The organism is Mesorhizobium sp. C395A (genome assembly GCF_030323205.1).
Taxonomy (GTDB): Bacteria; Pseudomonadota; Alphaproteobacteria; order Rhizobiales; family Rhizobiaceae; genus Mesorhizobium.
Map to the genome: position 1 here is coordinate 1,550,107 of NZ_CP100473.1, position 26,522 is coordinate 1,576,628.

General features: G+C 62.3%; 29 protein-coding genes and 1 tRNA gene. 3 read left to right on the plus strand and 27 right to left on the minus strand.

Translation table 11 applies throughout. The features are described from left to right. Window position 1: 1 nt before the first annotated feature. Window positions 2–487, minus strand: coding sequence for a BA14K family protein (locus tag NLY37_RS07695; protein WP_023742482.1), 486 nt, complete (start codon window positions 485–487; stop codon window positions 2–4). A 322-nt stretch (window positions 488–809) separates the two neighbouring features. Between NLY37_RS07695 and NLY37_RS07700 the strand changes: the two genes are divergently transcribed. After that, window positions 810–885: transfer RNA gene (locus NLY37_RS07700), tRNA-Lys, on the plus strand. Window positions 886–1,026: 141 nt separating this feature from the next. Here the strand turns inward: NLY37_RS07700 and NLY37_RS07705 are convergent. The 22 genes from NLY37_RS07705 to NLY37_RS07810 all read right to left on the minus strand — a co-directional run bounded on the left by NLY37_RS07705 (window position 1,027) and on the right by NLY37_RS07810 (window position 18,982). Then, on the minus strand, window positions 1,027–1,260 hold the full coding sequence (locus NLY37_RS07705; RefSeq protein WP_156933963.1) for a hypothetical protein: 234 nt from the start codon (window positions 1,258–1,260) through the stop codon (window positions 1,027–1,029). After that, on the minus strand, window positions 1,260–1,586 hold the full coding sequence (locus tag NLY37_RS07710; RefSeq protein ID WP_286442021.1) for a hypothetical protein: 327 nt from the start codon (window positions 1,584–1,586) through the stop codon (window positions 1,260–1,262). The genes NLY37_RS07705 and NLY37_RS07710 overlap by 1 nt, the downstream gene beginning before the upstream one ends. A 394-nt stretch (window positions 1,587–1,980) precedes the next feature. Then, complete coding sequence (locus NLY37_RS07715) at window positions 1,981–2,172, minus strand: hypothetical protein (protein ID WP_156933962.1); 192 nt, start codon at window positions 2,170–2,172, stop codon at window positions 1,981–1,983. Between the two features lie 293 nt (window positions 2,173–2,465). Then, window positions 2,466–3,809, minus strand: coding sequence for a LamG domain-containing protein (locus NLY37_RS07720; protein WP_023742478.1), 1,344 nt, complete (start codon window positions 3,807–3,809; stop codon window positions 2,466–2,468). A 78-nt stretch (window positions 3,810–3,887) separates the two neighbouring features. After that, on the minus strand, window positions 3,888–4,193 hold the full coding sequence (locus NLY37_RS07725) for a hypothetical protein (protein WP_023742477.1): 306 nt from the start codon (window positions 4,191–4,193) through the stop codon (window positions 3,888–3,890). Then, complete coding sequence (locus NLY37_RS07730; protein ID WP_023742476.1) at window positions 4,190–6,436, minus strand: phage tail tape measure protein; 2,247 nt, start codon at window positions 6,434–6,436, stop codon at window positions 4,190–4,192. The genes NLY37_RS07725 and NLY37_RS07730 overlap by 4 nt, the downstream gene beginning before the upstream one ends. Before the next feature lie 55 nt (window positions 6,437–6,491). Then, window positions 6,492–6,875: a hypothetical protein gene (locus NLY37_RS07735; RefSeq protein ID WP_031246374.1), complete on the minus strand. Its 384-nt coding sequence runs from the start codon at window positions 6,873–6,875 to the stop codon at window positions 6,492–6,494. Beyond that, entirely contained in the window at window positions 6,872–7,471 is a 600-nt protein-coding gene (locus tag NLY37_RS07740; protein ID WP_023742474.1) for a hypothetical protein, read from the minus strand. Before NLY37_RS07740 ends, NLY37_RS07735 begins: the two co-directional genes overlap by 4 nt. A 361-nt stretch (window positions 7,472–7,832) precedes the next feature. After that, on the minus strand, window positions 7,833–8,867 hold the full coding sequence (locus tag NLY37_RS07745; protein ID WP_023742472.1) for a hypothetical protein: 1,035 nt from the start codon (window positions 8,865–8,867) through the stop codon (window positions 7,833–7,835). Between the two features lie 74 nt (window positions 8,868–8,941). Then, complete coding sequence (locus NLY37_RS07750; RefSeq protein WP_023742471.1) at window positions 8,942–9,400, minus strand: hypothetical protein; 459 nt, start codon at window positions 9,398–9,400, stop codon at window positions 8,942–8,944. Window positions 9,401–9,590: 190 nt separating this feature from the next. After that, window positions 9,591–10,082, minus strand: coding sequence for a hypothetical protein (locus tag NLY37_RS07755; protein WP_023742470.1), 492 nt, complete (start codon window positions 10,080–10,082; stop codon window positions 9,591–9,593). Beyond that, complete coding sequence (locus NLY37_RS07760; RefSeq protein WP_023742469.1) at window positions 10,079–10,441, minus strand: hypothetical protein; 363 nt, start codon at window positions 10,439–10,441, stop codon at window positions 10,079–10,081. The genes NLY37_RS07755 and NLY37_RS07760 overlap by 4 nt, the downstream gene beginning before the upstream one ends. After that, window positions 10,441–10,629 (minus strand): hypothetical protein, encoded by a 189-nt coding sequence (locus tag NLY37_RS07765; RefSeq protein WP_031246370.1) that lies wholly within the window; start codon window positions 10,627–10,629, stop codon window positions 10,441–10,443. Before NLY37_RS07765 ends, NLY37_RS07760 begins: the two co-directional genes overlap by 1 nt. Next, on the minus strand, window positions 10,626–10,832 hold the full coding sequence (locus NLY37_RS07770; protein ID WP_156933961.1) for a DNA-binding protein: 207 nt from the start codon (window positions 10,830–10,832) through the stop codon (window positions 10,626–10,628). The genes NLY37_RS07765 and NLY37_RS07770 overlap by 4 nt, the downstream gene beginning before the upstream one ends. 78 nt (window positions 10,833–10,910) lie before the next feature. Next, window positions 10,911–11,672: a hypothetical protein gene (locus tag NLY37_RS07775; RefSeq protein ID WP_023742467.1), complete on the minus strand. Its 762-nt coding sequence runs from the start codon at window positions 11,670–11,672 to the stop codon at window positions 10,911–10,913. Beyond that, complete coding sequence (locus NLY37_RS07780; protein ID WP_023742466.1) at window positions 11,669–12,916, minus strand: tyrosine-type recombinase/integrase; 1,248 nt, start codon at window positions 12,914–12,916, stop codon at window positions 11,669–11,671. Before NLY37_RS07780 ends, NLY37_RS07775 begins: the two co-directional genes overlap by 4 nt. 233 nt (window positions 12,917–13,149) lie before the next feature. Next, window positions 13,150–14,211: an ABC transporter ATP-binding protein gene (locus NLY37_RS07785; RefSeq protein WP_023742465.1), complete on the minus strand. Its 1,062-nt coding sequence runs from the start codon at window positions 14,209–14,211 to the stop codon at window positions 13,150–13,152. 39 nt (window positions 14,212–14,250) lie between these two features. Next, complete coding sequence (locus tag NLY37_RS07790; protein WP_023742464.1) at window positions 14,251–15,072, minus strand: carbohydrate ABC transporter permease; 822 nt, start codon at window positions 15,070–15,072, stop codon at window positions 14,251–14,253. Beyond that, a complete protein-coding gene (locus NLY37_RS07795; protein ID WP_023742463.1) occupies window positions 15,073–16,011 on the minus strand; it encodes a carbohydrate ABC transporter permease in 939 nt (312 codons plus the stop codon). It lies immediately after the preceding gene. Beyond that, a complete protein-coding gene (locus NLY37_RS07800) occupies window positions 16,011–17,348 on the minus strand; it encodes an ABC transporter substrate-binding protein (RefSeq protein WP_023742462.1) in 1,338 nt (445 codons plus the stop codon). Before NLY37_RS07800 ends, NLY37_RS07795 begins: the two co-directional genes overlap by 1 nt. A gap of 66 nt (window positions 17,349–17,414) precedes the next feature. Further along, window positions 17,415–18,074, minus strand: a complete 660-nt coding sequence (locus NLY37_RS07805) for a GntR family transcriptional regulator (protein ID WP_023693416.1) — start codon at window positions 18,072–18,074, stop codon at window positions 17,415–17,417. A gap of 23 nt (window positions 18,075–18,097) precedes the next feature. Continuing rightward, window positions 18,098–18,982 (minus strand): dihydrodipicolinate synthase family protein, encoded by an 885-nt coding sequence (locus NLY37_RS07810; RefSeq protein ID WP_023742461.1) that lies wholly within the window; start codon window positions 18,980–18,982, stop codon window positions 18,098–18,100. Window positions 18,983–19,229: 247 nt separating this feature from the next. Between NLY37_RS07810 and NLY37_RS07815 the strand changes: the two genes are divergently transcribed. Beyond that, window positions 19,230–20,372: a hypothetical protein gene (locus tag NLY37_RS07815; protein ID WP_023742460.1), complete on the plus strand. Its 1,143-nt coding sequence runs from the start codon at window positions 19,230–19,232 to the stop codon at window positions 20,370–20,372. Window positions 20,373–20,608: 236 nt separating this feature from the next. On the opposite strand, the gene dprA is transcribed toward NLY37_RS07815, so the two are convergent. From dprA to NLY37_RS07835, 4 genes are read right to left on the minus strand one after another with little or no spacing between them, the layout of a single operon-like run. Next, complete coding sequence (gene dprA / locus NLY37_RS07820; RefSeq protein ID WP_023742459.1) at window positions 20,609–21,736, minus strand: DNA-processing protein DprA; 1,128 nt, start codon at window positions 21,734–21,736, stop codon at window positions 20,609–20,611. Then, window positions 21,733–22,338: a glycerol-3-phosphate 1-O-acyltransferase PlsY gene (gene plsY, locus NLY37_RS07825; protein ID WP_023742458.1), complete on the minus strand. Its 606-nt coding sequence runs from the start codon at window positions 22,336–22,338 to the stop codon at window positions 21,733–21,735. Before plsY ends, dprA begins: the two co-directional genes overlap by 4 nt. Before the next feature lie 56 nt (window positions 22,339–22,394). Then, window positions 22,395–23,681 (minus strand): dihydroorotase, encoded by a 1,287-nt coding sequence (locus NLY37_RS07830; RefSeq protein ID WP_023742457.1) that lies wholly within the window; start codon window positions 23,679–23,681, stop codon window positions 22,395–22,397. After that, complete coding sequence (locus tag NLY37_RS07835; RefSeq protein WP_023688599.1) at window positions 23,678–24,640, minus strand: aspartate carbamoyltransferase catalytic subunit; 963 nt, start codon at window positions 24,638–24,640, stop codon at window positions 23,678–23,680. The genes NLY37_RS07830 and NLY37_RS07835 overlap by 4 nt, the downstream gene beginning before the upstream one ends. 197 nt (window positions 24,641–24,837) lie before the next feature. On the opposite strand from NLY37_RS07835, the gene NLY37_RS07840 reads away from it, so the two are divergent. Continuing rightward, on the plus strand, window positions 24,838–26,466 hold the full coding sequence (locus tag NLY37_RS07840) for a DNA alkylation response protein (RefSeq protein ID WP_023700749.1): 1,629 nt from the start codon (window positions 24,838–24,840) through the stop codon (window positions 26,464–26,466). Window positions 26,467–26,522: the final 56 nt, after the last annotated feature.

Here is a 26,522-nt window from a genome sequence, read left to right on the forward strand (position 1 = left end):
CTCAATAGGGCGAATTGCACTGCCGACGCGGGCCGTAATTGGGCTGGAATGTGTTGTCCGAAGCGCGGTACGACCGATAGTGGTCGTAGCACCACTGCACGTGCGCATCGCCGCGGTTGTTCTCGCTGTTGACGATCGCACCGGTGATCAAGGCGCCGGTGGCGAAAGCAGCCAGCGGGAACCAGTAGTCGCCGTGACGGCGATAGCCGCGGTGATATTCGCGATAGCCGCGATGGCCATTCCAATAGCTGCCGCCATCATTGTTGCGCGAGAACTGGCGGCCTACGCGGAAATCGCGATTGCCGGAATTGCGGTTGCGCATCCACCGCCAGTTGTCATGACGAGAATCGCCCACATTCACGATGTCGGACGAAGTTGCTGATGACTGGGGCACGAACATCTGGGCGGCATTGGCCGGCATAGCGGCGGCCGCGGCAAACGAAATTGACAGGGTGGTCGCCAGTAGACCCGTTGCGATCTTGTTCATGATCTTCTCCTTGAAGGGTGGTTGACGTCCCTTGTGAGACGAAAACGGCCCGCTCGTGCGATGGTTCCCACCAAAGCAGTAAGTTGCTGATTTGTAATGTTTCTCGAATTCGGCGCGTGAGAAAAGGCGCGTCTCGCGCGCCAACAGATCGAAGCGGCGACCACGTTGCGGGAGCGGCTCACCGGGCTGGTGACGACGCAATTTGCGGCGCGTCTGGCGATGGCTGAAACCCCGGTCGAAGGGCCATCTTTTTCCGGTTGACCGGTCGCGGCACTCTCCCTATGTTCCGCGCAATTTCGAGGGCGGCCTTTAGAGCCCGCGGGAGCGCGTAGCTCAGCCGGTAGAGCAACTGACTTTTAATCAGTAGGTCATGGGTTCGAGCCCCATCGCGCTCACCAAAATCGCAAGAAAACCAAGGAGTTGCAGGAGGTGAGGGTGGTCTTTTGTGTCCGCTGAAATCCATGTCCGCACTATGTCCGTAAAAAAGCCCGCCACCGTGAGGCAGCGGGCAACATCAAGTGGCAAAGTTTGCCACTTGATCAGTGAGCGGCCTTGCGTTCGTCCATCACTGCTTGGTGGCAGTCCGCCATTGTGCCGACCATTCGCTCTCCCATGTGCTGAAGGACGATTGCAAGCGAAACGGACTGAGAGAGCGCAGCCGAGGCTGAGGCGGTATATTCCGGCGCCTCTATCAGAGTGTGGTTGAGCAACTTTAAGAGGTCGACCATCAGACCGATGTCGCCTTCAAGATCGTCTAGATCAGGTTCGCTCATCATAGCGACACCAGCACTTCCTGCGACTTCAGATCCTCGCCCCACATGACGGTTTCGCCGTAGGTGTCTGGGCAGGGCTCGGCGTCCGCGCTTTCCTCGTCGTCGGCGTTGTCTAGTTCAAGATCATCAAGGCAGCCTAGGGACGGCTCGTCGTCGGCCGTTTCCTCAAGATCGCAATCGGCTTCCATGCAGTCCAGCGCGGTGATCAAGCTCATGGCGCGGTCCAACAGATCGTTCAGGCGCTTCTCCACCGAATGGCGCCACTGGCGTGGGTCCATCCCCTTAGGCATTCCAAAAGGCTGCAAAATCCGAACGTGAGCGTTCATGTCCCAAGTCCCCAGGTAAGGGCTGTCAAGGCCCGCTCGGCGGGACGGCGCCGAAGCCGGGGGTTGACAACCTGCCTGGAAGACAGGCCGAACGCTTTTAAGGTTTCCCTCTGGACATGGCGTCCGCCCCCGGCCATAAAAGCCGAGTTGGACGCCCGCCAAGGCGCTCCACATGCGCACAGAAGCCTTGCATGGCTTCCTACGCTATTCGGTGAAGCTCCCCCGCCAAGGGTTGCGACTCCGTATCCAGGTCCGGGTTGTCAAGCCCACGGACACAGTTTGCTTATTCGCTGATTTCGTCAAGCACTCCCTTTTGGGGGGGGCCGCTTGCGCGCTCCCTCCCAAGGCCGGCGATGCGTCGGCATCTTCCCAGCTTTCGATCTTCAGAGAAGGGTCAAGTTGCTCGCTTGGAGGGAGCTTCCAACCCTAGACGAGAAGACTGATCGCCAGCGAAAGCGACGGCATCTGCCTCATTTTCGAATGCTCGGGAATACGTTTCACCGTTCCTGCCTTTGATGCGAACAACCCACTCGCCCAAAGATTTGTCGATCTGTACAGAAGACGACGGTTTGATGCTGTCGGCCATGGATTGCGGGACTCTTGCCGAGGTGTTTGCCCCGCTGCCGTTGCAATTACAATGCCAGCTTTGATGATCCAGAACGGGACAGGAGGAGAGAACAAATCGGGGATTCACATTCCCGGAGTTCCGATCTAGAATCCGGCCATGGACACGGTATTCGATGATCTCTCCCAAGCCCTCACAGAGCCCCGCCAAGACGTATGGCGCCCTGTTCGCGCCTTCGCCCTCGATCTGGCCGGCAAGCTGCTCCTAGGCCTCGCAATCGGCCTGGGTGTTGGCTTTGGAATGGCGCTGGCAGGTTAGCTTCTCGGGAAGGCAGCAGTCGGCGCCGTGAAGCCGGAATCATTGTTGTACCTCGCCACGCCTTTGGTGATGCGAATCTCCTTCAAATGGCCATTGAAACCGGTAGTGGTCGACGAGGTGCCGATGGCCAGGACGGCGGTTGAATCGAAAAGCGGACTTGAGCCGATGGTCGTTGAGCTTGCATCCATCACTCCGGCTGCATAGAGCCGCAGCTTGGTGCCGGACCGCTCAAAGCAGAGATGCTTCCAGGTGGTGAGAGGAACGCCGCCGATCGCTCCAACCAAGTTGTTCGTGCCAGTGCCGTTGCTCGAATATGCAACGTCCTGCTGGTTGGTCACGTTGCAGCGCCACCGGTAAGAGATGTTAGGCGCCGCTCCTGCTTGCACGAGCAGATAATTATTGTTCCCGGCGACGGCAGTGCGGGCGAACAGCTCGATCGTAAAATCGCCAGTTCCGAAATTGAAATCTGCATGATCGGGCGTGGTCAGGTAGTCGCCGCTGCCGTCAAGCAAGAGCGAGGATGTTCCGAACGGTGGCGCGATTCCAGTGTCTATCTGGGCGTTGCCGAACGTCGTCAGGGCGTGAGCAGACAGGCTTTCATCCGTCATCGTGGTCGATGCGTCGGCACCTTCAAAGCCGCAGAGCAAGACCACATTCGACCAGTAAGGATCGCCGGTCGGTGCCGCCGCATCGGCGAACTGGTCGATGACGATCGAAAAAGGCCCGGCATCGGCATTGTTGAACCAGAGCGCGATGCCGAAGGTGGCAACGCCGGAGACGTTGGAGAACGGCGTCGGCGCGGCGCCTGTGTATTCGTCGGTATAGGTGACATTGTCGGGGCTGGTCTGGAATTTGTAGGTGGCGCCGTCGGCCGAGATGATCAGCCGGATGTAGTTCGGACCCGCCTGGGTGCCGTTGGCCGACGCGCCACCATCCGACGTGGTATGGCCGCTATCCTTGTTCCAGCCGTTGGGCGGCGTTCCGTTGACCTTGTATTTGTTGAGGCCAGTGGTGCCATTTCCGCGCAGACCGACGATGTGGAAATCGTTGGAGTTCTTCAGGCCGAAGCCGACCATGGCGAGCTTGCCCTGCTGAGCGAGCTGCGAAAACTGCGGCGTGTAGCGGAAGGTGTATTGCCGGCCGGCCGTGATCGTCGCCAGCGGATAGACGAACTTGCCGAACGATCCCGGCTTGACCTGACCCTTGATCGTGGTGTCGCCGGATGAAGTGGTGGTGACGGCAGGCGGTTCGACAAAGCCGCCGTCGCCGTCGCCGGAGCCGCCGCCAATGACTATGGCGCGACCTCTTGGAACGCCGCCACTTAGCATGTGAACAAACATCGGGTTCTCCTTAAAAAGGCCACCAGGCCAACACGAGGATGGCGGTGCTTGCGGCGGTGAAGGCGAAGTGATCTGCGGTCATGCGTTGCCGTCCAGTTCCTTGGCTGCAAGCTGGCGCTGCCCCATCTCCTCGATGCAGCCGGCAAGCTCGGCAAAGAACTGCTCCACCATCTGGTCGGACAGCGCGAACCTGTGCGTTGAGCCGTCCGGCCGCTGGAATTGGAAAGCGAGGTGCTTCCCGTCCATCGACGTGCCGAGCCAGTACGAATCGAATTCGACCGCTTCGAAGCTGCCGAACTGCGCCTTGAATTTGAGCCGGTTCTGTTCGGCCCGGCCTTCGTGTTCCGGCGGCGGTCGCCACCATGCTTCAAGCTTGTCGGTCATTTGCCACGCCCCGGCTTTCTTCCGGTGGTTTGGAGTGCGCTCTTGACCGCAAACCGATGCAGCTTGTTGACCACGTGGCTTTCGCCGATCAGATCGAACACGTCTTGTGCGCCGAGACCGAAGTCGAGCCGGACATTTGTCATGCCGGACGCGCTGCCTTTTGATGCGGCAGCAATACCTACCGAGCCGCCGCCGGCAAAGCGCGGGACCGACATGGATCTGTTGAAGTTGTCGACCGCGCCGCCAATGCTGAAGCCGCGCATTGCCCGGAGCGGGTCAGCACCCTGGTTCAACGCGTGAAGGAAATTCACGCCCAGGCGCCGCACCGCCTTCGCCTGCAGAACGAATTCGCCGACTGAAAGCCGAGCCATGATCGAATCGGATGTCGACGTGCCTGGTCCGTTGGCGAGATAGCCTCCGCGTGCGAAGCCTTGGCCGCCGCCACCACCGCCCGACGATCCAGCGCTGTTGCCGAGCCCGACGAGTTCCTTGAGCCGCGCGATAGCTGCCGAGATGCGGGAAATCATCCCGTCGATAAAACTGCCGATGCGCCCGAAGGCTGCGCTCGCGGTTTCGGCGATTGAGTTCCAGATCCCGGCAATGCGTTCCTTGAGACCAGAGAAGGAACCGAAAATTCGGTTCACGATAGCATCGGAAATCTGCCCCAGCCGGTCGCGCAATGCGTCCCAGGTTTGGACCACGGCGTCGACCACTGCATTGAAGGCGTCCACGGCCATTTGCTGGCCTTCCTGGAAGCCACCGACGATCTGCCCCCACAAGTCGGTTGCGCCCTGTACGATCGCGCCCCAGGCCACCGCAGCGCCGTCTTGGATGAACTGCCATGCGGCAGCGGCGCCGGCCTTGATATCTTCCCAAAATATTCCGATCAGGATGCCGGCCGTAACTGCCGCCGCCGCAATGGCCAATGGGATGCCGCCGACAAGCGTGGCCAGGAGGCCTATACCGGCAACGACGACGCCAACGGCTGATCCGAGCAGAGTGAACGCGCCTGCCGCAGAGAGGATGGCGGCACCGAGCGCCAATTCCCCCGCGGTGATGTCGGTGCCGAAAACCCGGTTGATCTGGTCGGCAACGAATTGCGCGCCCTCCCGGAGAGCCTTGAAGGCCGGCAAAACCAGCCCGTTGAAGACGCCCGACACATCGCTGCCGAATTGCTTGATCGCGATCGACCACTGCAAAATCCAAGGATTTTTTATGGCTGCGGTGTTGCCGCTCAGCAGGTGCAGCAGATCGCCGAGAACGCTTGCCGTTATCCTCGCGGCGGCAGCGCCGAGTTGCAGGATTGCGTCCCTGTTCTGGACGATGATGTCTGTGAGCGCCTGGGCGCCGGCCAGCACGATCGGCGCGAACAGCAGCCCGAGTTGAACCTTGATGGCCTTGATGGCGGTCGACACAGAATCCAGCGAATCGCCCAGCGCGTCGCCGAGTTTGAACTGCTCTGGAGTGAACAGGATTCCGAGCTTCGCGGCCTCGTCGCCGAGTTCGCGCAGGCCTTGTTTGCCCTGGTCGAGGAACGGCAGAAGGTTGGCGCCTGCCTTGCCGAATGCCTCAATTGCCAACGCCGACTTTATGGCGCCGTCCGGCATTCGGGCGAAGGCTTCGGCTATGTCTTGGACGATCGCCTCGTTCGAGCGCAGTTTGCCATTTGCGTCTTTGATCTTGACGCCGAGTTTGGTGAAGATGTCGCCAGCGGCCTTGACCGGCTTGGTGGCGTCCTTGGTCTTCTGGCCGAAGCGCGTGACGTGCACGCCGGTATCTTCGAACGCCTTGCCAGCCGCTTCGGTGCCCTGTGCCGCCTCGCCGATCGCCTTGTTCAACTTGGACATGCCGGCGACGAATTCCTCTTGGGAAACGTTCGCCATCTTGGCCGCGAACTCCAGTCGCCCATATTCATCGATCTGAAGTCCGGTCTTCTGCGCTGCCTTGCCGGCCGCGTCCGCAGCGTCCGCGCCGGATTTGGCCAGACCTAGAACGGCAGCGCCGGCACCGGCAGCAGCAGCCGCAATGCCAGCACCGAATAGTGCGAAGCGTTGGCCGACTGCGGCGAGGTCAGAGCCGAAGGTCTTCACACTGGCGCCGAATTTGGCGAGGTCAGCCTTGATTGCGGCGGCCCGGATCTTGGCGAATGCCTTCTCGCCTTCAGCGCCGAGCTCTTTCAGCTGCTTCTCTAGGTCCTTGCCACCATCCAAGGCGATGCGTTGTTTGATTGTCTTGCCGGCCATGCTGGCTTCCTTCTAGGGACAGGCGCGTCATCACGACGGGCCGAATTGATGTGAGCTATTTGTTTCGGCGGGCGTAGATGCCGGCAGCCAGGTCGTTGAAGCCCTCGTTCGTTTTTGCGATGGCCTTATCCCACGCCTTCGAAATGGTCGTGACTGGTTTGCCCGGTTCGGAAGCATCGAAGGGCGCCCGCTTCATGGCTTCGGACGTTTCGAACTTGGCCCGATCTTCGGCCCGAGCCTGAGCCAGGGCAGCGGCGTATTGCTCTGGATGACGGTCTGCGAGGTCGAGATAGTGCTTCTCTTCCTGGGAAAAGAGGGCGGTGACGAAGCGCGCCTTGTAGAAAAAGCCCACCATGTCGCCGGCGGTGCGAAAGCCGGTAGCGTCTCCCTTGGCAAGAGCGGTTTTCCAGTGGTCGGGAAAGTGGCTTGGAATGGTCATGCTGTTTTCTCCTTGGTCGTGCGGCGGCTGGGTGGTTCGCCCATGTTGCCGCTGTCATCGATTTTCGATCCAACCAGCCGGGCGAGATCGTCAAAGCCGGTGATGATAATTCCTTGCTTTCGAGCCTTGGCGGCAGCGGCGAGCATCTTCTCCTCGCCCTCGTGCCGCAGTGCGATGATCCAGTTCTCGACCTGGCCGGCGATAATGCGCTCGTCCTTCACGCCCCGGCGGCGGAGGTCTTCGAAAAGCCAGGTCGCAATCGGGCGAATTTGGAGCAGCCACCACATAGCTACTGCCCCGATGATCGTGTCCTGAAAGGACAGGTCGACTTCGGTTCCTTCGCGGATCACGTTGTCGAGCTCGATGCGGCGCCTTTGAGCCCGCATCAATTGAATGCGTTCCTGGCGAAGATCGTCGGTTTCGGTGCCGGCGGCGACCGTGGCGATATAGCTTTGAATGCAATCAATCAGGGGATACTGCCCCCGCTCGATGCGCGGGAACACGCCCTCTTCTGCAAGCTGGCGAATGCGGCGATCGGTTAGGTCCAGAACTGTCCCCAATTGCCGCGCCGAAACGCTGAGGCCCTTGAATTCCATGGCTCAGGCCTCCCATGCGGAAACGGAAATGAAGTTTTCAAAGCTGTGTCTGGACGGGGTAAACGCTGTCGCATTCCCCTCATACGTCAGCCGCCCACTGGGACCCGTTGACTTGCTGGGCATCGGTGCGGGTCGAGCGCATGGCAGGCTCGACCCGCGACGCAAGACCATGCTCTCTGAGGACATGGCCGCGCCTTCTCTTGATAGAAGCGGGTCGGACCATAACCGCTGAGTAAGGGCCCGACCCTTTGCCGTAGCCTGACTGACAGGAAAGGCTGGGCAATAGGTGAGACGGGCGGTGCGCGTGGCCTCGCCCGTCTCGTTGGTATGGGGGTGAAGGATTCCCGCCATGCTCTTGAACTCAGTCCCGCAGTTCCGGCAGATCGTCGGCCAGACCAAGCAACGCGCGGGGATCCACATCGGCTCGGCGTTCGACTGGCAGGTGTTCGGCCAGGGCTGCATCGACAAGGGCTTCCTCTGTGCGCTCTGCTTCGAACAGTTGTTTGCTGATCTCGTCGTCCTTGAATGAGCGCGTGGCCTTATCGAGTGCACGGTCGTCGGCGGCTATAGCGCCGATGTCCCTGTTAAGGGCGGCAATCATCGCGTCTGGGTTGAGCCAGCATTGGAGGGCCACCGGATCAACTGCGCTGGCGTGACCGCGCGCTATGCCGTGCGCGTCGGGCATGACAACCGTGGTCTCGACCGTGATCATCTTGTTGGGGAATTCGATCTCGTTGCGGCCACCGTCAAGGATGCCGTAAAGGCGCGGCTTGGCTGTCGCTGCCTGTGCGGCCACCCAGGCCTTGGCAAATGCCTTGGCATCGCTGGAGGGCAGCGGAGCGGTCTCAACGTCGCGACGGTCGGCCTTCAGTTTCGAGATGGTCGACCGACTCGCCTTGATCTCGGCAAGCAGCTTGTCACCCTTTGCGGTCGACGGCTTCACCGGCTCGGCCAATTCGATCCGGCCAGGAATGTCCTTGAGGTAGCGCTCAAGCCTCTCAACGAGGGCAGCGTGGGAGCGCCAGACGGTGGCCCGCGCCTCGTACTGGCCGCGCACCCGTTCGAGTTCTTCGAGGGCCATGTCCAACTTTGCCTTGGCTTCTGCCAAGCGGGGATCGTCTGGGCCTCGCCGGACAAGGCCGTTGGGCAGATCCTCCTCGCGTTGCAGTTCACCGCGATCCAGGGCGCGTTCCAGACGCCGGAATTCCGTCTCGGCTTCGTCGCGCTTGTCGAACAGCTTCCGCTGCTTGTCCGAAACTCCCATCAACAATGCACGTGCATCGTCGCGGGCCTCGACCAGGGCGACGAACTTGGCCTTTGCCGGTGCAGGCAACTTTCCACCCGGATTGGCGCTGTTGAGGAAGACGATCAGATCGGCGGGAGTGGCGGCGTCCATAGGTTTCTCCGTTGATTTGCACGCATTTTACCAGACCCTGAAAAGTGTCCCGACGCGCAAATATGATTTCCGCGTTAGGTGCTGAAGAAGTCGGCGAGCCATCGCCGTGTCGGAGCTTTGCCGCTGTTGCCGCGAAGGATGGTCCAGGCAAGCGCCCTGCCGCCTTCTGGGTGCGGGCAGACAGCCGCTGTACGATGCTCTGGCCATTCGCCAGCGGCATAGGCTTCGAGGTGTTCGAACAGATCCCAGACGCCTTCGGAGTCGGCGCCGTCGAGATCGTAAGCAACATGCCCGGCAAGTTCCCGCAGCGCTTCGTCGCGTTCGCTTATGAGCCAGGCGCGTCGTGCATCGGCCTTGCCAGGGCCAGCGGCCTTCAGCCCGAGCGCCGCGTCAAGCGTAGGTTCGTGACCAGCGAAGAATGCGTCGATCGCCTCGCCGAGCGGCACCGCGTCAATAGGATCGATCAGCCGCCCTTCGCGCAAAGCTGCCGATATCCTGCGCAGCCGTGCAGCGGAGTCGATGGCGCCACTCATTGGACGCCGCTTTCTGTGGAAAGTTCTTGGCCTGAAACTTTCTGTGTTTTTCCTTCTTCCAAAGCGGACGGGTTTAAATTCTGTTTTTTGTTCTGTTTAGATTCAGGTCTATGTCTCAGGTCTATGTCTCGGTTTCTGTCTCTGTCTCTGTGTGTGTACAGGGCTGGTGACAGGGCTGTGTGCAGGGGTGTCATGCTCCACCTCGCATTACTCTGGTTTGCAGGAGCCTTTCGCCAGGATTGACGCTGACCACGTTCGCCGGCGGGTCGGTGGCGAAGGTCCGCTTCGCCCATTCGGTCGCCATGAAATCGGCCTCGGCAGCTTCCCTGATATCGTCACTGTCGATGTGGTCGATGATCTTCATTGTCCCCTTGGCGTGATCCTTGTTCGTCGGGATGTTGCCTTTGTGCTGGAACCACTTCTTGACGTAGGTTTCGGCGGTCGCCGGATCGTGCATGACGAGATCAGCCTGCACGACATCGGCCAGCGCGCGCCGGTACTGTTCGGCCTGCCAATTGAGATCGGCCAGGGCATAGCCTTCTCTGATACGGCAGCAGCCTGCGCTGTTCTGGTGAGGGCCGCAGATCAGGTAGAGCATCAGCACCCGCCCATCGCTGGGAAGCGACAGGAAGGCGCGGGAGCCCCATATGGCCGGTGAGACGGGAGCGAAGTCGCGGCTCATTCGGTGCCGCCGCTCTGCCGACGAAGACGGCCATGTTCATGGCGATGATGCAGCCGGCAGAGCCAGCGCACATCCATCGGCTTGTCGTAGTCATCGTGGTGCGCCTCGGCCACCAAGTCGCCGCACTGCTCGCACGGCATCTGGATGACGAGCCCGCGCTTCAATGCCGATCGGAGGCACTGGTGCGCCCAGACCTTTTGCGGGTTGGCTTCCTTCCACCGGGCTTGTGGGCTGCCTTTGCCGTTGCTTTTACGTGCCGGTTTGCTATGGTCCGAACCGTCACTTGCCGGGAAGCTTGTTGACATTTCGGAGCCGGTTCGCGTGTCCAGCGCGGCCGGCTTTTCGCATTTCTGGTCCATCAGCCTGCCCTCGCCAGTCGAATGGCCTGGGCGATCCTGATCGCCTCGATGGCGTCTGCGGCCGAAAGACCGAAGCGGGACCGGAGTTCTGGAACAGCAGCGCGACCGCCTTGGCGTTCATACGGGCCGGCCAGGAATTCGGCGGCCTGCTGGATCGTCATATCGGGTTCGAGATCATTCTGCATCATGCCGCCCTCCGGCGAGGGTTCGGCTTGCGCTCCAGCGCCTCAATCCACGCCTTCACGGAAGGGACTCGATAGAGGATGCGGCCCCCAAGCTCCACATAGGGAAGGCCGTCTGGCAAACGTTGCCACCGGATCAGGGTACGCTCGCTGACATGTAGTTGTGCTGCCAGGGCAGGGCGGTCGAGATAGTCATCAAGTAGGCTCATTCGCTGACACTCCTTTCGTTGAGTTGACAGCGAGAACCTATTTACAGACGCGGCGAGGGTCGTCCGAAGCAGCCCCGCCTAATTGCGCCCCCTGCTTCGGATTGCTATTCGCTCGGTGATTTTGTCCGCTTGCGCCTGGAAATCAGCGGCATACTGCGGCAGGCCGAGCCGTCGAAAATTCCTCGCTGCGGTCGCCAACTCACGCGCAGCCGCTCTGTCGCGGATCGATTGAAACTCAGGCACGACGATAGCGATATCATCTGGAATGCCGGGCGGGTTCTGATCGCCGATCGCCCATTCCCAGCAATCAACCACGAAACGATGCAGCGGTCCTTCCTTAGTCGTCGCCAAAAGATCTGGTCGTTGCACCGCGAGGATGCCCACAATCTCGGAAACGAAACGTCGCTTCGGTGAGCCGTCGAGCTTCGTTGCCAGATCGGCGCCATTGGGGTCTGGATTGTCCGCGTCCCCACTGCCAAGTTCCAGCACCGCAGCACCACGGGCCGCGCCAGCATCGGCTGACAATCGCCGCAACGTCGCTATGTCAAGTTCGTCCCCTACGGAATAGGGCGACTGCAACTCGCGAGATCGAGTGCCAATGGCAGCGAACAGCCCTGCGTCGTATTGCTCTATAAGGTCTGCCAACTCTGCCGACATGGTTTCAATGTCAGCCAGGCGGGCCGCCAACGTCTTGAGTGAAACCTTTTCGGCCAACAGATATGCATTGAGGGTGTCCGCAGCCAATTCCAGATCTTCGACAACTGCTGCGGTGTCAGCTATGTCGAGGATACGCAGCGCAGCGGCGAGGGCTTCGGCGCGGTCCGCCCGGGACGTGTTCACCGCGCGGCCTTGATCGCGCTGATTTCAGCGCCGGTACCCTTAGCCATGACAATGGCGCCAGCGCGTTCGGTCGCTGCCCGCAGGGGATCATCCATCAAATGGCTGTAGCGCGCCGTGGTGGCCGGCTGCGAGTGTCCGAGCAAGGCGCCGATGATTGGGAGGGACAGGCCAGCGCTGGCCAGCACGGAGGCATAGGTGTGGCGTAGGTCGTGAATGCGGGCTGATGGCGCAACCACAATCTTTTCACCTACGGTATCGGCAGTGACGATGCCGGCGGCAATGCAGACCTCTTTCCACTCCGCCTTGATCTCGACGCGATGATCGGCGCCACGCCCGGGGAACACGTAAACGGCATCCTCCTTGGCTTTCTCGCGAAGCTGGGTGAGTAGCAGGCGGGCAGGGGCGGACAGCGGGACGCGGTGCATGGTCTTCTGCTTCGTGGTCGAACCCGGCTTTGTCCAGACGCCAGCGGTGAGATCGAACTGTTCCCATTTCGCGGCCTGTACCTCGCCGCGCCGCGCACCGGTGAGCAGCAGAAGCCGAAAGATGTTCGCTGCTTGCTGATCCTCCAGCGCCGTCAACGCCTCGGTCAGCTTGCCAAGTTCAGCCGGGGACAGATAGCGGTGCCGCTTCTGCTCGTCGTTGCGCTCGATCCCCTTGGCCGGGTTGTCGGTGCGCCACCGCCATTTGATGGCGAGCCCGAACATCTTCGAGAGAACGGCCACCGCCCGGTTTGCCAGGTAGGGCGCGGTCTTCGAAATCTTGCGGTGCAGGCTGTCGATGTCGGTGAACTCGACTTCGGCCACCTTCTTGTTTTTCAGCGCCGGCAAGATGTGGTTCTTGATCAGCGCCTTGTAGTCGCGGGCGGTCGAGTGCCGCTTCTTGGTGAGGTGTTCCTTTTCGAAGCGGTCGCAGAGATCGCCAACGGTCTTTGCGTCGCGGGCGGCAGCGACCTGGCCCATGGGGTCGGCGCCCACGTCGATCTGCTTCTTAAGGTTCTTTGCTTCCTCGCGGGCAGGACCGCTTTTCCAGTCAGGGAAAGAGCCGATCGTGTACCGACGCTCCAGGCCGGAGCGAGTGCGATAGTTCAGGATGAACGCCCGGGCGCCAGCCTTGGTAACGCGGATGCCGAAGCCCTTCACGTCGTCGTCATAGGTGATCTTGTTCCCGCTTGCCGGAGCCGGCAGGGCTTTGATGATGGCGTCCGAGAGTTGCATCTGGTGTGTCCGCACTGTGTCCGTCATATCGACGGCGCTTCATGTGCGTTCAATGTCTCACACTGTCCTGATTTGTCAAAGAGTGTCCCTTAGGAATCAACAGCTTATGTGCGGACACGGCACAAAAACGAACGAAAGCAATGGCTTGGCAAAATGGCCGGAAATGAACTTTTAATCAGTAGGTCTCGGGTTCGAACCCCGACGCGCTCACCAGAAATATTTCGTGCGGAAGTTGCCCTGTCAGCAGCCCCCATCGCCCCCTACAATCGCCGCCCGGTCTTGACGTCGAACAGATGAGCGCAGGCGCGGTCGATCTCGATGCGCATCTGCTCGCCCTGTTTCAGTGCCAGCCGCTCGCGGAAAAGGCAGGAGATTTCTTCTCCGGCGCAGTCGACCCTGGCAAAGATTTCCGAACCCGTTGCTTCCAGAAGCACGATCGTGCCGGGGATTCCTTTGGCGGTCGTCGCTCGGATGTGTTCGGGGCGGATGCCGTAGATGAGGTCGCCGCCGGGAATGTTGGTCAGGTCGATGCCTTCCGGCAGCGGCAAGATCAGTCCACCGGCGCTGCGGAAAACACCTTCCTCGACATGGCCCCGAATGAAATTCATCGCCGGCGAGCCGATGAAGCCGGCAACGAAGAGGTTGGCCGGGCGGTCGTAGAGGTCGAGCGGCGCGCCGATCTGCTCGACAAGGCCGTCATGCAGCACGACGATCTTGTCGGCCATGGTCATGGCCTCGATCTGGTCGTGCGTGACGTAGATGGTTGTGGTCCCGAGCCGCTGGTGCAGCGCCTTGATCTCGCCGCGCATCTGCACTCGCAATTTGGCGTCGAGATTGGACAGCGGCTCGTCGAACAGGAACACCTGCGGGTCGCGCACGATGGCGCGGCCCATGGCGACGCGCTGGCGCTGGCCGCCGGAAAGCTGACGCGGATAGCGGTCGAGCAGCTTGTCCAGGCCGAGAATGCTGGCGGCCCTGCCGATGCGGCCGGCGGTGTCGGCCGGATCGGCTTTCTTGATCTTCAGGGCAAAGCCCATATTGTCGGCCACCGTCATATGCGGATAGAGCGCGTAGTTCTGGAACACCATGGCGATGTTTCGGTCGCGCGCCCTGAGATTGTTGACGACGCGATCGCCAATGGCGATCCTGCCGCCCGAGATCGTTTCCAGTCCGGCAATCATGCGCAGCAGCGTCGACTTTCCGCAGCCCGACGGCCCGACCAGGATAACGAATTCGCCATCGGCGATGTCGACGCTGACATCGTGGATGATCTTGGCGGCTCCGAAAGCCTTCTGAACGTTGTTGATTGTTACCGATGCCATTGGATTTCTCCCGGAAATGAGTGATGTCGGGGCCGTGCCTCAGCCGCCCTTGACGGCGCCTGCGGTCAGCCCGGCGACGATCTGCCTTTGCGCGAACAGGGTCAGCACCAGAACCGGCAGCGTCACCACAAGTGCTGCGGCGGCGAGCGGGCCCCAGCTCACCTGCTCGTAGGAAAGCATGTTGTAGACGGCGACCGGCAGCGTGCGGGTCTCGCGGCTGGCGAGCACAATGCCGAAGACGAAATTGTTCCATGAGAAGATGATCGACAGGATGAAGGCGACGACAATGCCCGGCTTGGCGATGGGCAAGGCGACCAGCCGGAACACCTGCCAGGAACTGGCGCCATCGATGTTGGCCGCTTCTTCCAGCTCCATCGGCGTGGTCTCGAAATAGCCGATCATCACCCAGACCACGATCGGCACCGTCACCACCAGATGGATGATGATCTGCGGCCACAGCGTGCCGAGAATGCCGACCCACTGGAACAGCAGGAACAGCGGAATGAGATAGGAAAGCCCCGGCGTCATGCGGGCGATCATGATGACCACCGCCGAGCGTTCGGCCTTGAGCCGCGCGATGCCATAGCCCGCCGGCACGCCGATCAGCAGCGCCAGCAACGTTGCCGTGCCCGTCACCAGAACCGAATTCCAGAAATAGAGCAGGAAATTGTTCTCCTCGAATACCTTCACATAGTTCGACCAGGCGAGATGTTCCGGGATCAGGATCGGCGGGTATGCACCGTTGTCGATCTCGAATTTCAGCGACAGCGAGATCATCCAGAGGAAGAACAGGATCGCCGGCGAGACGAAGACCAGAGCCGCGAAGAACAGCCCGATTCGCTTGAGCAGCCGTGAACTCATCTATTTGCCCTCCACCCCGATCCAATGGGAGCGCTGGCGCAGCATCAGCAGGATGAAGGACAGCGCGACGATGACGATGAAGAACACCACGGCCATGGCCGAGCCATAGCCGATGTCGTAGTAGGAGAAGGCGGTGTTGTAGAGATAGATGTTGATGGTTTCCGAGGCCGTGCCCGGTCCGCCCTGGGTCATGGCGTAGATGATGTCAAAACTCTTCAACGCATCGATGGTGCGGATGATCATCGCGATCATCAGGAACGGCGCGATCATCGGCAAGGTGAGATAGCGGAATTGCTGCCAGGCGTTGGCGCCGTCGATCTCGGCGCTCTCGAAGGGCTCGCGCGGCACGGAGGCCAAGCCGCCCAGCACGATCAGCATCACCAGCGGCGTCCACTGCCAGGTCTCGACCGCAACCAGCGACGGGATGACTGTCCTGGCGTTAAAGATCCATTCCTGCGCCGGAATGCCGACCAGCGACAACAGATAGTTGAGCACGCCGAGCTGGGGATGGAACATCATCGTCCAGACCAGCGCCACGGCGACCGGGGTCGCCATCATCGGCATGACGAAGACGCCACGCAACAGCCCGCGCAGCGGAAATTTCGCGTCGAAGATCAGCGCGGCAAGAGTGCCGAGGAACATCGGCGCCGCGACCGAAAGCGCCGTGTAGGTCAGCGTATGGAAAAGCGATTCCCAGAAGCGTTGGTCGACCGCCAGCCGCAGATAGTTTTCCATCCCGGCAAAGCTTCGCGCCTGGCCGAGGGTCCAGCGGTTGACGCTCATCCACAGTGTGAAGGCCCAAGGAAAGACGATCACGGCGCCGACGACGACGAGCGCCGGGACGACGAAAGGCCAGTAGTTGGGAGCCAGCCGGATGGTCTGGCTCCCTTCGATGGCTTGCGTCGTCACCCCGGTGCGTTCTGGGGTGATGGCGGACATCAGCCTTGCTCGCTCCGGTCGAGCACCGGCTGGAACTGCTCGGTGGCCTTCTTCAGTTCCTCCGCCGGATCGGCGCCGGCGATCAGATTGGTCAGCGCCACGCCATAGATGTCGCGGAACTCGGTGACCGGAATGATGACCGGCAGCGACAGCCGGCTGACATTGCCCGAGCCGACCACGGCATCGAGCCAACTCGCCGGCATGGTGACGCCTTCGCGCACCTTGGGATCTTCCAGCACCGACTTGCGGAACGGCACGCCGGCACCCGCCTGCAGCAGGCGCGCGCCCATGGCGGGCGAAATCGCCCACTGGCAGAAGAGGTAGGCGGCCTCCTTCTTCTCGCTGGCGGCCGTCACGCCGAGGCCGTCGCCAAAGGTGCCGGCGGCATGCGCCTTGGGCCCCTTGGGCATGACGCCGTAGCCAACCTTGCCGACCACTCGTGACTTTTCCGGATTTTCCATTGGCGGGGCAAAGCCGACGCCATCGAACCACATCCCGATCTTGCCTTGCAGGAAGGCGGACTGGGCTTCGGCCCAGTTGAATCCGGTGACGCCTGGAGGCGCCGACTTGGTCATCAGCCGCTGGTAGAGGCTGGCCGCCTCGACCGCCTCGGGCGAGGTCGTGCGCAGCTTGCCCTTGTCGTCGAGCGGCGTCATGTCGTAGCCGAGCATAAGCGACGTCCACACCGGCGTGTTGGCGTTCTTGAGGCCGCGGGCGACAAATCCATAGGTGTTGGTCGACGGGTCGGTCAGCGCTTCGGCCGCCGCCACCAATTGCTCGAAGGTTTCAGGGTATTTGAGGCCCTTGGCCTCGAACAATTCCTTGTTCCAGTAGACGATCCAGTAGTCGACTGAGAACGGTAGCGAGCGCAGCACGCCCTGGCCGTCCTTGGCAAACAGCATGCCGGCATCGGCGAAATCGGTTTCCACCAGCGCAGGATCGGTCAGGGTCGAGTCAGCGAGATAGCCTGATATGTCGGCCAGCCAGCCGCCCTTTTCGAACTGCCGCTTCTGCACGTGGTAGCTCAGATGCACGACATCGAAGCTCGGCTTGCCGGAGCTGAGTTCGATCACCGTCTTCTGGCGCTGCTGCTGTTCCGGCGTCGCTTCGGCATTGACCTTGATCCCGGTCAGTTCCTCGAACTCGGCGATGTATTTTATCAGCGTGTCGCTGCGCGGGCTTTTCACCAGATTGACGTCAAGCGTCGTTCCCGCAAAGCGCTTCCAGTCGACGCCGGCGGCAAAGCTTGGGCGAACACCGGCAAAGCCGGCGGCGGCAAGGGCGGCGGTTCCCTGGAGGAGTTGCCTCCTGGTTGGGTTGAACAGATTGGACGACATTTTCTTCCTCCCGGTTGTTGTCGTTGTCGATTGCGCCGCAGCGACCGCGGCGCGGCTCATGCTTCCTCAGATTTGCAGCGCCAGCCGGCGCGCCTTATCGATATGCTGGCTAATGGCCTCGACCGCCTTGCCAGGGTCGCGGCTCTGCATCGCATCGATCACCGCCAGGTGCTCGCGCATGACCGGCACGACGCGCCCGTCGATACGGAACCGTTCCTGGTGGATCAGGCGGATCTTCACCGAATTGACCAGATAGGCCTTGGCGATGATCTCGTTGCCCAGCGCATCGATGAACGTGTCGTGCATGGCCCAGTCGATGGTCTGCGCCTTGGCCTCCATCTCCGGCGTCGGGGTCTGCTCCAGCGCCCGGGCAAGCATGTCCTCATGCTCGCGCCGCAAGCGGGCAAGCTCGGCGTCGGAGGCGCTGACCGTAAACAGCGCCACCGCTTCACGCTCCATGAACAGGCGGAACTGAAAGGCCTCGCGGATCAGGCTGATGTCTATATGGGCGATCTGCATGCCGCGCTGCGGAATGGTCGTCAGCAGTCCTTCCGCCTCGAGACGCGGCACGATCTCGCGAATGGCGCCGAGCGGCAGTCCGGTGAAGGCAACCAACTCACGCTGCGACACGAACTGGCCTGGCTTGAAGTCGCGCGCCAGCAAATGCCGCGTGAAGCTGGCATAGGCCTTCTCCCTGAGGGTGGTCGGTTCGTTGCCGTCTTCCATATCGGCGCGCTTCTCTTTGGCGGTCAGGCCGGTTCCCTGGCAAACAAGCTGTCATAGGCTGCGGCAAGCTGCTGCTGCCCTTGCAACGCGATCGGCTCCAGCGGCGGACGGACCGCCAGCCAGCGCTCGTCGCCGGTCTTGCGCGCCACCATCACCTTTACCGCCGGGGTGACCGGATGTTTGAGCAATTCGATCACAAAACTCTCGACGCGAGGATCGTCGCGCCCGTCCTCGGCCATGGCGCGGATTTCGCCCGGGACGAAATTGGCCATGCCCGAGATTGCGCCTTGAGCACCCATTCGCACCGCACGCGCCAGATGCCTTTCATCGCCGATCAGGATCACCAGATCGCCATGGGCGGCAAGCAGCGCCTCGCTGTAGCTCCAATTTCCACCGGAATCCTTCACCCCGGCGACCACGTCGGGAAAAGCAGTGCGCAACCGGCCGATCAGGCCAAGCGAAAGCTGCACCATGGTAACCGAAGGGATGTTGTAGAGCAGCACGTCACGGGCGAGGGGGCCAAGCGCGGCAAAGACGGCGGAGAACCAGCCGAAAAGGCCCTCCTCGCCGACATTCTTGAAGTAGCTCGGCGGGGCCAGCAGAATGTTTCGGGCGCCTCGCTGCAAGGCATGCTGTGCCTGTTCGGCGGCGTCTTCGGCGGCGTCGACCAGCACGCCGGCAACGAGTTGATGCGGCAAGATTCCAGCAGCCAGCATGGCTTCGTTCACCGACCGCCGCTCCGTCGTGCCCACCGATGCGCCTTCCCCTGTGGTGCCGAAAAGCGTCACGCTGCCGCAACCCTGCGCCAGGCAACTTTTGGCCTGAGCGATCATGGGGGCGGTGGCGATCTGCCCGCGGGCATCGAAAGGCGTGGCGAGAGCGGCCGAAAGGCCAAAGCGTGATGTCACCGGAAGGTCTCCGAAGTAGGTGTGTATGCCGTGCTAGCACACTAACATGTTAGTCGTAAATTGGGGTGGTGCGCTTTTTAACAGCGGAGGGCCTTATCGAGCGGTTCACGGGTTCGAAGCCCATGGCGGATCGAGACCATTGGCGAAACAGCAGGATGGTCCAGTGTTCGGGCGCGGAGCGGCAGCTCCAAGCTTGTCCCCATTCCAGTCGATGGCTAAACTCAGCCTTCCCAGGGGAGGTTCTGACATGACACTTCAGCTTTCGGCGGATGCTGTCGCTCCTAAGGCGGCGGCGCCTCAAAAATACCTCTTCGGCCCGGTCGCCGATTTCCTCATGCTGGGCGGCAGCGCCTTTCTCATCCTGCCGGTGCTGTTTCTCGTTCCGCTCGAATATGAAGGTCCGGTGGCCGCAACGATGGTCTTCGTGGCCTATCTCGTGAACTATCCCCACTTCGCCCACTCCTACCAGCTCTTCTACCGCAATTTCGGGCGCAAGGTGACGGGCGACGGCTACGACAGGAGCCTGCAGCTCCGCTACATCTTCGCGGGCATTGTCGTGCCCCTGGTCATTGCCGGGTTCTTTGCCTATGGCGCCGCGGCGGCGAACACGCGCCTGCTCGGCTATGCCACCAACGCCATGTTCTTTTTTGTCGGTTGGCACTACGTCAAGCAGGGCTACGGCATGCTGATGGTGGATGCGGTGCTGAAGCGCAAATTCTTCGACGACCGCGACAAGAAGGTGCTGCTGGTGAACTCCTATGCGGTGTGGATCCTGGCATGGCTGCAGACGAATACGGCGGTCACCCAGGGCAAATATTATGGCCTGGACTATTACACATTCGCGGCCCCTTCCTGGATTACCGACATCGGCATGCTGGCGGCCGTTGCGTCGACTGCGGCCACGCTTTTGATGCTGGTCAATCGTTGGCGGAAGAACGGCGCCGGTCTGCCCTATAACGGTTTGGTGGCCTATGTCGCGTCGCTCTATCTCTGGATCCTGATTGCGCGCGTAAACCCGCTCTGGCTGTTGATCGTGCCCGCGCTCCACTCGCTGCAGTACCTCGCCGTGGTCTGGCGCTACCAGACGAACGTCGAGCGCGACAGTTCCGATGCCGAAGGCGATCCGCAGCCGAAAATCCTGTCCTTTCTTGGACCCCTATACAGGTTTCGGCTCCTCGGCTTCATCGTCGGCGGCACGGCCCTTGGCTATCTCGGGTTCTGGCTGATCCCATCCGCGCTGACGGCTTTGATTCCCTATGACAGGCAAGTGCTGGGGTCATCGCTGTTCTTCTTCATCGTGCTCATCTTCATCAATGTGCACCATTATTTTCTCGACAATGTGATGTGGCGCCGTGGCAATCCGGAGGTATCGAAGTATCTGTTCCGCTGACTGATGCGCAGACTGTCGAGCCCGGTTTTCGTCAGCTGTCGAGTATGCCATTGCGAGCGTGATCGTCAGTGCAACGGAGAGCCCTGGAATGGCGGAGTGCTTTTCCGAGAGCCGCCTGGAAAAATACCCTGCGGTGGCATCTGTACCGGCGTTGGCGACTATACCGAGGTTGGCGCCGCCGGCGTGCCCCTCGACGCGTGAGTTGCGGCCGACGTGCGGCGGGATCGGGTGGAACGTCACGAAACCAGTGAGACATTGCCGCCGGCATGGCGCTCGATGCGGCCGGCAAGGTCGAGTTCCAGCAGCACCATGGAGACTTGCGCGGCGTTGAGGCCGGTGTGGCGGATGATCTCGTCCACGCCCACCGGCGTTGGGCCCAGCGCCTCGAGCACGCCGCTGCGTTCGTCCTCACCGGGCGGGGGTGTTGCCGAAAAATCGGGTGCCTTTTCTGGCGGCGCAATGCTTCGCGTTCGCGTGCCCGCCAAGGGTGCGATCGCACCGGAAACGTCGGCCGCCTCGGTGACCAGGGTGGCGCCATCCTTGAGCAGCCCGTTGGAGCCGGCGCAGCGCGGATCGAGCGGCGAACCCGGTACGGCAAAGACCAGCCGGCCCATCTCGCCGGCCAGGCGCGCGCTGATCAGCGAGCCGGAGCGTTGCGCAGCTTCGATGACCACCAGTCCGAGGGCGGCGCCCGCGACAAGCCGGTTGCGGCGCGGAAAATCCTGCGCCCGCGGCTGCCAGCCGAACGGCATTTCCGAAATAACGGCGCCGCCACGCTCGGCAATGTCTTCGCACAAGCCGATATTTTCGGGCGGGTAGGGGACATCGAGCCCACCGGCCAGCACACCCACTGTACCAGTCGAGAGACTGCCCTGGTGTGCTGCCGTGTCGATGCCGCGCGCCAGGCCGGAAACGATGACGTAGCCGTCGCGGCCAAGATCCGCCGCCAGCATGCGCGCCATCTTGATGCCGGCGAGCGACGCGTTGCGGGCGCCGACGATGGCCACCGCCGGCAGGCGAAAGACGGCTGCCTCCCCCTTCACGGCAATCAGTGGCGGCGGATTGTCCATGTTTTTCAGCATCGGCGGGTAGTCGGCCTCGCCGATGCCGACGAAGCGGGCGCCGTTTTCACTGGCTGCGTCGAGTTCCGCTTCGGCTTCCTCCACGGAAGGAATGCGCATGATCCTTTTGGCTCCGCCCGAAATCATCAGCTCGGGCAGCATCTCCAACGCCGCCTCCGCCGAACCAAAGCGGTTGATCAATTCGCGAAACGAGGCCGGGCCGACATTTTGTGTGCGGATCAGCCGCAGCCAGCTCAGCCGCTGCCGGTCGCTGAGGCGCGGCCCGGCGGCGGGCTTGCTCAACCCTTGGCTCCGATCTTGCCTTCGGTGCCGGCAAGAAGGCGCGAAATGTTGGCGCGATGTTTGAAGATGACGATCAGGCTCATCACCAGGAACAGCCCGGCGGTCTCAGGTGTGCTCCAGAAATAAAGCGCGATCGGCACGATGGCCGCCGCCGTCAGCGCTGCCAGCGAGGAATAGCGAAACAGAAAAGCCATCGCCAGCCAGACGACGATAAAAATCAGCGCCACATGCCAGCCGAGCGCGATCAGCACGCCGAGATAGGTCGCCACGCCCTTGCCGCCCTTGAAACCGAGCCAGACCGGAAACAGATGGCCAAGGAAGGCGCCAAGGCCCGCCCAGAGTCCAAGGCCGGCCCACAATCCGTAGTCGTGTCCAAAATGGCGCGCGATCATCACCGCCGCCGTACCCTTCAACGCGTCGAGCACCAGCGTCGCGGCGGCGAGGCCCTTGTTGCCGGTGCGCAGAACGTTGGTGGCGCCGATATTGCCGGAGCCGATTTTGCGCACATCGCCGAGGCCGGCCGCGCGGGTGATCAAGAGGCCGAAGGGAATCGAGCCGAGGAGATAGCCGAACAGCAATGCCAGGATAACGTTATAACTCATTGTTTGCCCCCGCATTTCCCCAGCAACATATCGGTCTGCGACGTGGCGCGATCGCTCTAGCTCGAAAACACTGTGCGGCCCGCCACCAGCGTTTGCAAGACCATGCCTTGCAGCCGCGCACCTTCGAAGCAGGTGTTTTTCGAGCGCGAGCGGATGCCGCTTTCACTCACGATCCAGGGTTCTTCAAGGTCGATCAGCGCAAGATCGGCCGGCGCTCCCGGCTTCAGCGTGCCGCCCGGCAGGCCGAACAGCCTTGCTGGTGCGGTGGACAGTGTTTCGACCAGCCGAAGTAGCGGCACGTCGCCATTGTGGTAGAGCCGAAGCGCTGCTCCAAGCAGCGTCTCCAACCCGATCGCGCCGGCAGCTGCATCGGCGAAGGGAAGGCGCTTGGTGTCGACATCCTGCGGGTCGTGCGAGGAGACGATGATGTCGATCGTGCCGTCTTTGACCGCTTCGATCATGGCCAGCCGGTCTTCCTCTGCGCGCAAAGGCGGCGTCAGCCGGAAGAAGGTGCGGTATTCCCCGACATCGTTCTCGTTCAGCGACAGATTGTGGATCGCCACGCCCGCCGTGACATTGGCCTTGTCGGCTTTCGCGCGTGTCATCGCTTGCGCTGCCATCGCCGTCGAGATCTTGGCCGCGTGGTAGGCGCCGCGCGTCAGCCGTGCCAGCGCCAGGTCGCGCTCCAGCGGGATGGACTCGGCCTCGCGCGGAATGCCGGCAAGGCCGAGCCAGCTGGCATACAGGCCTTCATTCATCACGCCTGCCGAAGCGAGGTCGCCATCCTGTGTCTCATGTGCGATGACGCCGCCGAAATCGCGGGCATAGGTCAGCGCCCGGCGCATCACCAGCGCGCTGGATATTGTGTGCCGCCCATCTGTGAAGGCGACCGCGCCGGCTTCGCGCAGCAGGCCGAACTCTGTCATCTCGCGGCCGGCCAGCCCCTTGGTGATCGCCGCCGCCGGAAAGATGTTGACGCTTGCCGTGTCCTTGGCGGTGCGCAGCACGAATTCGACCAGCGCGACATTGTCGATCACCGGGTCCGTGTCGGGCATCATAACGACGGAGGTGACGCCGCCGGCCGCCGCCGCAACGCTGGCCGAAGCGATGGTCTCGCGATGTTCGCCGCCCGGTTCGCCGATGAAGACGCGCGCGTCGATCAGGCCGGGAATGATTGCCTTGCCGGCGCAGTCGACCACGGTGGCTCCCGCCGGCAGGCCCTGGTTCAGGGCAGCCTTGCCGGCGGCAACGATCTTTTTCCCCTCGACGATCACGGTGCCGACCTCGTCGAAGCCGCGTGACGGGTCGACGATGCGGGCGCGCTCAAAGACCGTGGTGCTCATGCGCTCCGGCCCTCGTTGCGGCGCGGGTCGAGCAGCGCTTCCATCACCGCCATACGCACGGCGACACCCATCTCGACCTGTTCCTGGATGACGCTTTGCGGCCCGTCGGCGATTTCGGACGCAATCTCGACGCCGCGGTTCATCGGCCCGGGATGCATGACCAGCGCGCCGTCCTTGGCGGCCTTCAGTTTTTCGGCATCGAGGCCGAAATAGCGGAAATATTCGCGCACCGAAGGCACGAAGGCGCCTTCCATCCGCTCGCGCTGCAGGCGCAGCATCATCACCACGTCGGCGCCCTTGAGGCCCTCGGCCATCGAGCGCGAGACGATGACGCCCATTTTCTCGATGCCGGACGGCAGCAGCGTCGACGGCGCCACGACCCGCACCTGCGCGCCAAGCGCGTTCAACAGCATGATGTTGGAACGCGCGACGCGCGAATGCAGGATGTCGCCGCAGATCGCTACGATCAGTTTCGACAGCGGCCCCTTGGCACGGCGGATGGTCAGCGCGTCGAGCAGCGCCTGCGTCGGGTGTTCATGCGCGCCGTCGCCGGCATTGACCACCGAGCAGCCAACCTTCTGCGCCAAAAGAGCAGCGGCGCCCGCAGACTGGTGGCGGATGATCAGGATGTCGGGGCGCATGGCGTTCAGAGTCATGGCCGTGTCGATCAGCGTCTCGCCCTTCTTCACCGAAGAGCTCGCCACCGACATGTTCATGACATCGGCGCCGAGCCGTTTCCCGGCCAGTTCGAACGACGACTGCGTGCGCGTCGAGGCTTCGTAGAAGAGGTTGATCTGGGTGCGGCCGCGCAGCGTCGAGGTCTTCTTTTCGGACTGCCGCGAAATGGCGACGGCGCGATCTGCCCGGTCGAGCAGAAGCTCGATGTCACCGGGGGAAAGATCGCGGATGCCCAGAAGATGGCGGTGAGGATAAAGCGGCAGGGACGAAGCGTCGGTCATCTCAAGGCGCTGCTATAGGGGGGAGAATTCCTTGCCGCAAGCGTCAGCTTGGCATTGCGGCCTTTCTCCCCGGTATTTTCGTCGCGCGCGCCGCCTGCCTTGGGCTATATCTAGCCGATTGCTTCGGATTCGAAGCCTTATGATGATAAGTGCCTTTCTAGCGTTAGAAGGCCCTTCTACTTTCAGAAGGATTGGGCGTGACCGACGACGTGACCAACCAGCCGCCGCCGCTGACGGGCGGCAACGCCTGGCGGGGCGATCCGTTGCTGATCCAGCTTGCCGAGCGTTTTTCCGATCCGGTGCGCAAGGACCTCGACGGGCTTGGCCGGTTCGTCCTGACGCAGGAGGCGCAGGAGCTGGCGCGCCTCGCTAATGTCGAGACGCCGAAGCTCCGCACGCATGACCGTCAGGGCCGGCGCATCGACCTCGTCGAATTCCATCCGGCCTATCATGCGCTGATGCGCCGCTCGGTTGCCGGCGGCCTGCATTCCTCGATCTGGGAAAACGGCGATAGCGAGATCGGCCGTCGCCATCAGGTGCGCGCCGCGCGTTTCTACCTGACCGCCGAACTCGAGACCGGGCATCTCTGCCCCATCACCATGACCAGCGCTTCGCTGGCCGCCCTGATGGCCAGCCCAAAGCTGTTTCGCGAATGGGCGCCGCGCGTGACGACGCGCAAATACGACCAGAGTCAGAAGCCGCCGGTCGACAAGACCGGGCTGACGCTCGGCATGGGCATGACCGAAAAGCAGGGCGGCACCGACGTGCGCGCCAACACCACACGGGCCGAACGCGCCGGCAGCGGCTTTTATCGCCTCACCGGCCACAAATGGTTCATGTCGGCGCCGATGTCGGACGCTTTTCTCGTGCTTGGACAGGCGCCTGAAGGGCTTTCCTGCTTTCTCGTCCCGCGCATCCTCGGCGACGGTTCCGGCAACGGCTTCCGCTTTCAGCGGCTGAAGGACAAGCTCGGCAACCGCTCCAACGCCTCATCGGAGGTAGAGTTCGTCAACGCCATCGGCGAGATGGTCGGCGAGCCCGGCGCCGGCATAAAGACGATCATGGACATGGTCACGCTGACCCGGCTCGACTGCGCCGTCGCCTCGTCGGCAATCATGCGAGCGGGGCTGGCTGAGGCCGTGCATCACGCCCGTCACCGCCAGGTGGCCGGCTCGACGCTGATCGAACAGCCGCTTATGCAGCGCGTGCTGGCGGACATGGCGCTCGATGTCGCCGCCGCCACGGCACTCTCGTTCCGACTGGCGCGCTCCTTCGACGAGGCTGCCGGCGACCGCGGCGAGGCTGCTTTTGCCCGCGCCATGACCCCGGTGGTCAAATACTGGGTCTGCAAGATCGCGCCGCCACTGCTCTATGAGGCGATGGAGTGCCTCGGCGGCAATGGCTATGTCGAGGAAGCGCCGCTCGCCCGCTACTACCGCGAAGCCCCGGTCAATGCGATCTGGGAGGGCTCAGGCAATGTCATGGCGCTCGACGTGCTGCGCGTGCTCGGCCGCGCGCCCGGCCTGTTCGAGGAGGTGCTGGCCGGCATCGACCGCGATCTCGGCGCCGGCGGACGCGGAACCATTGGCGTGCTCAAGGCGGCCATGCAGGTCGCCGGCACCGATGAGGGGTCGGCCCGCCTGCTGACCGAACAGCTGGCGCTGTCGGCGGCAGCTGCGGAATTGCGCCGGCTGGGGGCAGGGCGGATTGCGGACGCCTTCGTCGAGACGCGGCTCGCCGGCCAGTGGCGCAACACCTATGGCATGCTCGATTCGCGCCACGATGCGCGCATGATCATCGACACGCTCTATCCGCCGGTGAATTGAGGGCCTTCCGCCAGGCCGTGAACGAATTTGCCTGCCTGTGGACAGCCGTTAACCTT